The 1,051-nt window shown below is 58.1% G+C and carries 3 protein-coding genes; 2 read left to right on the top strand and 1 reads right to left on the bottom strand.

The window, feature by feature from the left end:
• A partial coding sequence (locus tag ENZ75_RS32755; RefSeq protein ID WP_128278661.1) for a DUF2157 domain-containing protein occupies positions 1 to 203 on the bottom strand: 203 nt, incomplete at its 3' end.
• Positions 204 to 442: 239 nt separating this feature from the next.
• On the opposite strand from ENZ75_RS32755, the gene ENZ75_RS32750 reads away from it, so the two are divergent.
• Both ENZ75_RS32750 and ENZ75_RS32745 read left to right on the top strand, forming a co-directional pair.
• Complete coding sequence (locus ENZ75_RS32750; RefSeq protein ID WP_013531315.1) at positions 443 to 583, top strand: DUF1127 domain-containing protein; 141 nt, start codon at positions 443 to 445, stop codon at positions 581 to 583.
• Positions 584 to 632: 49 nt separating this feature from the next.
• On the top strand, positions 633 to 773 hold the full coding sequence (locus ENZ75_RS32745; protein WP_013531314.1) for a DUF1127 domain-containing protein: 141 nt from the start codon (positions 633 to 635) through the stop codon (positions 771 to 773).
• Positions 774 to 1,051 lie beyond the last annotated feature (278 nt).

Below are 1,051 nucleotides of genomic sequence, written 5' to 3'. Positions count from 1 at the left end.
TCCCAATTGGCGGCGACGAAAATCAGGATGGCGGCGCCGAACAGCAAGGCGGCCATCATAGCCAGGATCGAGCCGAAGCTCAGCGACTTGCGCTCGTTGGCCTCGACATCGCGCGCCAGCGAATCGGCCGTCGCGGCGTCGATCATGCCGGCCTGCTGCCAGCGCGCGATATCCGCCCTGACCCGCGACGAATAGCTCGCCATGCTGCTTCTCCCCCCCAAGTTTGGTCTTTTTTGCAGCCGATCCGGTCAAGCCGTTGACGCTTAGGCATTTTCCGATTCGGGTTTCTTTGTGTCAGGTCCGTGAACGAGCGTTAATGCTGCATTGCACAATTTGCATTGCTGCCATGCAGCCATAGCGCTTTTAAATCGATATGGGTCCGCCTATTTATAGTTCGTACACAAACGGAATGATCCGCAAGAAAGACGAAACGAGAACTACCATGAACCTGATCCGCAACTACCGCAACTGGCGCCGCTACAGGGACACCGTGTCCGAGCTGAGCCGCCTGAGCAACCGTGAACTGACCGACCTCGGCATCAGCCGCAGCGACATTCCTTACGTCGCTCGCAAGGCGGTCTAATTCTTCGGACCGCGAATGGTCCGAACCAGTTTTGAAAAAGAGAACGACAATGAACCTGATCCGCAACTATCGTAACTGGCGCGTTTATCGCGAGACGGTTACCGAGCTGGGTCGCCTTTCGAACCGCCAGCTGCATGATCTCGGTATCGTCCGCGACGAAATCAAGATCATCGCCCGCCAGGCGATCTAGACAGAATTTCGCCAGGGTCGACCTCCTCCCCGACCTTGACGAATACGGTCACCCCTTACCTCCTCCCAAGGGTTGACCACCAAAACGGCGCCCGCCGCACCTCCTCCCGCGGCGGGCGTTGTTTCCCGGCAAATCGAATTTTGCCCCAAAGGTTTCGCTCCTTTTCAAACAGCGAAAGAGTTTTCGTCAAAGCCGACCTCCTCCCCGGCGATGACGAATCGGCCCGACCTTCACCTCCTCCCGAGGGTTGGCCACAAAAACGGCGCCCGCCGCGGGAG

The sequence above is a fragment of the Mesorhizobium sp. M7A.F.Ca.CA.002.04.1.1 genome (assembly GCF_004022805.1).
Taxonomy (GTDB): domain Bacteria; phylum Pseudomonadota; class Alphaproteobacteria; order Rhizobiales; family Rhizobiaceae; genus Mesorhizobium; species Mesorhizobium ciceri.
Note: the sequence above shows the minus strand (reverse complement) of the source record. Positions and strands in the feature narration are given on the sequence as shown.

Excerpts from the sequence above, each read along its gene's own strand:
- ENZ75_RS32750 (WP_013531315.1), top strand. The coding sequence starts at position 443 with ATGAACCTGATCCGCAACTACCGCAACTGGCGCCGCTACAGGGACACC.
- ENZ75_RS32745 (WP_013531314.1), top strand. The coding sequence starts at position 633 with ATGAACCTGATCCGCAACTATCGTAACTGGCGCGTTTATCGCGAGACG.